The organism is Candidatus Thermoplasmatota archaeon, assembly GCA_018814355.1.
In the GTDB taxonomy this organism is placed as follows: domain Archaea; phylum Thermoplasmatota; class Thermoplasmata; order UBA10834; family UBA10834; genus COMBO-56-21.
Genome location: JAHIZT010000056.1, coordinates 1 through 3,876 on the forward strand (window position 1 = coordinate 1; position 3,876 = coordinate 3,876).

The following is a 3,876-nucleotide window of genomic DNA, read 5'->3' on the forward strand; positions in this document are numbered from 1 at the left end:
GAGATTTCGCAGAGGCTCCTGACGCCCATGGTGATTCATCTCAGCGCGTCCGAACAGAAGGTCCTGGAGGAGAACAGGGAGACTCTTGATGGTGCCGGTTTCGTCATCGAACCCTTCGGCAAGGGTTCGTATGCGCTGAAATCCATCCCGACCGTCCTTGGCGTGGCTCAGGGTGAGCCCGCGTTCAGGAACATACTCGGGGACCTGGGCCGCATGGCGCCTTCCAAGAAAGTGGGACTCGATGTCATCTGGCGCGTTGCGTGCCACACAGCGATCAGGGCTGGCGAGCCGCTGAGCGAGAACCAGATGCGCTCGCTAGTCTCCGAGCTGCTTCGGACCGAGAGTCCGTACACGTGCGAGCACGGGAGGCCCACGATGGTCGGCCTGTCCCCCGTCGACCTCGAGAAGCTCTTCAAAAGACGCGTGTGAGCGCACTCACGCGTGCTCGAAAATCTGCTTGCCGTCCTTCAACAGGATGCCGTACTTCCTCGCGACGCTGCCTACCCTGTCTGCCACATCCTTCTCCAGCAGTGGCGGCTTGTGTGTGGACAGTATCTCTTTGGTCCTTTTCTTGGAATACTCTATCAGGTCATCCACTGAGTAGTCCGGTTCTCCTGGTGCGTGGAACCACGTGATCTGAGGTGTCATCATGTCCTTCCGCATGTACTTCAGCGTGTGCGGATCTGAGAGGAACATGCCGCCTGGTCCCTGGCGCTTGATTGCGTCGAAGCCTATCGTCGCGTCATTGACTTCGATGCCCGCCCTCACCCGCCTAAGCCATCTCCAGACCTCGCAATCCATGACCAGTTTCTCGAGGGACATCATGCCTGCCCTGTCTAACCCGGCAAGGCCGACCATGAGGTCCGCTCCTGTGAGCAAGGATGCCATCGCGGTGATCGCGCTCTGATAGCCGGCTTCGGCCGACATGGTCTTTGAGGAATTGGACGGACCACCGCAGCAAGATGGCAGGCCGTAATGCCTGGCCATCTCGATCCCTGCGATATCCATCAACACGCCCTCTGGGGAAGCACAGAGAAAAACTCCTGACTTCAGGTCCGTGGCACCGGAGAACGATGAGTAGATCGATGGAGCTCCGGGGTTCGAGACCTGCGACATCGTCAGACCGCATAGGTTCTCAGCGTTGATTACCGCAAGCGTGCCGGCAACTGTGACAGGCGTCACGGAACCAGCGATGCCCATGCTAAGATGGACCATCGGGACGCCTGCCCGGGACAGGATGACGAGTGCCTCGGCCTCTCCCTTGTCATATCTGAGAGGTGATATCGGCGTGCATACGTCTGAGAATATGGGCCTCTTCCTAAGTTGCTCCTTGGAGCCCAGTATAGCCGATGCGACATCGATTTGGAAGTTCGCTTCCTCGGCCGATGTTGCCCCGTGCTGCACGTGCTTCGAGGTGTACGCAATCGTGACGAGGAACTCGTACAGCGATGATTTGTCGGATGGCATGTCCGTCGCGACGACCGGAGGCCAGACGAAATCGACTTCCGGGAGCGCGTCGGCAAGGACTGCGAAGTCCTTCACATCCTTGAGCTTGGAGGGCCTCTTCGCGCAGCTGTCAGCCTCGTACATCGCCGGGGGCTGGCCGTCGGTCGATATGAGCTGGACGCCATCACCCGGGACCGTGTGATCCACCCCTCTCCTGGAGCATAGCGTGATGTTTCTGGGGGCTGACTTGAGTGCCTGCGAGACCATCTTCTCATCGAGGAAGACTGTCTGCGTCTTCTGGTCGATCTTCGCACCAGCTTCCCGCATCAGCTCCACGACGGATGGACTTTCTATCTTCACTCCCACCTCTGCCAGGATCTTCAGCGACGAACTGTGAACGAGCTCGACATCTTCCTTAGACAGCACCCTCATGTTGACCTTGGACATGGTCCTTCCTCCGGAGCGACAACTCTCCTCCAAATGCGGGATGGCGAGGTACTAGATTAGCCTATTGTCGCCTGTCTGTCGTCTTTCTTGCTTAGCTGCACGCAGGGCAAAGTATTAATTGCGTTCTCAGGTCTTTGCCGTCCCGTCAGAGGCTGAGCGAAATGGGCCTGAACATGGCTTTAACAGAACTGGAATCCGACAAGGCGTTGTGCAAGGGCAAGAAGCTCTCGGTCGTCAAGGTCTTCCTTGAGGACCCGAGCAGATGGGAGAAGATCGTCGAGGTCGACAGGATAGTCGACCTCAAGAAGGCTGCCGACAAGCTCGGCAAGGACAAGATTGACGAGTTCATCAAGAAGTCAAAGCTGAAGGTCGAAGGCGACGAGCTCTATCTGGAGAAGGTCAAGGACGAGAACGACAGGAAGATGTTCGAGCCGTTCGTGAAAGAAGCCAAGACGAAGTGGATCCTGATGGAGAAGGTCCCGGCCGACCAGAAGAAGGAAGTCGTGGCCGCGGCCAAGAAGGAGAACACCGTCACCGAGTGGGATATGCTCGAGTTTGACGAGATGTACGCGACATGCGGCAAGTGCGGTCTGTCCTGGGACAACAAGAAGGGCTGTGTGGGAAACTTTGGACCCTCAGCGTCTCCAGTGCCCGAGCTTGCCAGAAAGCATGGGCTCAGCATACTGTCCAAGGTCGACCAGCTGGCTGAGCAGAAGAAGATACTGTCATCCGAGGACGCGGACGAGCTCCTTAAGGAGGTCAAGGTCCTAAGGGAGAAGGCTCCAGCTGAGGGAAAGGTGATCGTCCGCAGGATCGAGGGGACGCTCAACAGGCTCGAAGCGCTGACCAAGTGCGCCAAGGACTACAACGTGGGCTTCTACTTCTTCTGAGAGGGGTGTTGCACCCCATGGGAGCCGCGCAAGAGAGCTCAACTGGCCAGAGAGACGATGCCATATTGGTCAAGGGGGACGAGGGCGCCCTCTCATTGGAGCTGATGCCCCTGCGGGAAGGGGTCGCGAGAGCGTTCCTCAGGTTCTCTCCTAGGAATCTGAAGCTATCAGGGCCGTCCGTCAAGAGACTCAGTGACGAGCTGTGCGCGAGACCGTACTCCAAGATCCTCGTCCAGGATTCAAAACACAATCTCCTGGCGAGGTCTCTGGGCGCTTCGGGCTGGAAGGTCGGGGCGGCCATCGATCCGAACATGAACAAACGGTGCGCACTCGTAACCACTTACGATATCCCGATCGATGAGCATCTGCGTGACTCGAACGGAGCAGTCCCGAACATATCGGGCACGTCAGAGCTGAACGGCATCAGGGTGGACATAAGTGAACGAAAAGCGTGGGCGTTCTACACCGACGACGGCGAGACGGCCAGGGTCGTATCAGAAGGTCCTCGGAAGCAAGGACTGATGGTCGCGAAGGAGACGGACGACCTATTCGAGGCAGGGGACTGTCTGGTGCGGTTCCTCACGGCCTCTAGGAAGTCTTGGGCGGTGTTCTCCACGGATTTTGGAAGGTTCATCAGGAAGTTCGACCCGACCACCATGTGGCGGATGGTGCTCGAGCGGCCCGTGGCATACGAACACACGTGCGAGGCATTATCGAGCAGGAACCGCTCGCAGGCCGTCAAGTTGTTCTCCGAGTTCTACGACGAATCAGCTCTGCAGTCCATGTTCCGCCTGCGAAGGTTTAGATCAGACATGAACTACTCAATCCATCTGATCCAAGGGGGATTCGTCATCACCCGGCTCGAAGGGGATACTGGCCTGATCTTCGACATCTACGTCACACCTTCGGGACAGGGAGAAGGCCTGGGCACTGAGCTCATGAGGTGCGCCTTGACAGATCTCACGGGCAAGGTATCGTCGTGCTACCTCCACACGAGCTACCCGAGGGCCAAGCACCTGTACGAGAAGTTCGGGTTCAGGGCAGTCTACTCACAGCTGGGCATACGACTGGACGAGCTTGCCTTAGAGCCTCC

Annotated in this window: 4 protein-coding genes; 3 read left to right on the plus strand and 1 reads right to left on the minus strand. The window is 57.9% G+C overall.

The genetic code is table 11. From position 1 onward, the window contains the following. A partial coding sequence (locus KJ653_04265) for a DNA mismatch repair protein MutL (protein ID MBU0685047.1) occupies positions 1-429 on the plus strand: 429 nt, incomplete at its 5' end. A 6-nt stretch (positions 430-435) separates the two neighbouring features. Here KJ653_04265 and KJ653_04270 read toward each other — a convergent pair. After that, on the minus strand, positions 436-1,893 hold the full coding sequence (locus tag KJ653_04270) for a trimethylamine methyltransferase family protein (GenBank protein MBU0685048.1): 1,458 nt from the start codon (positions 1,891-1,893) through the stop codon (positions 436-438). Positions 1,894-2,066: 173 nt separating this feature from the next. On the opposite strand from KJ653_04270, the gene KJ653_04275 reads away from it, so the two are divergent. Both KJ653_04275 and KJ653_04280 read left to right on the plus strand, forming a co-directional pair. Further along, on the plus strand, positions 2,067-2,783 hold the full coding sequence (locus KJ653_04275) for a hypothetical protein (GenBank protein MBU0685049.1): 717 nt from the start codon (positions 2,067-2,069) through the stop codon (positions 2,781-2,783). 17 nt (positions 2,784-2,800) lie between these two features. Next, positions 2,801-3,876, plus strand: a 1,076-nt coding sequence (locus tag KJ653_04280; protein MBU0685050.1) for a GNAT family N-acetyltransferase, incomplete at its 3' end; no start/stop codon positions are given.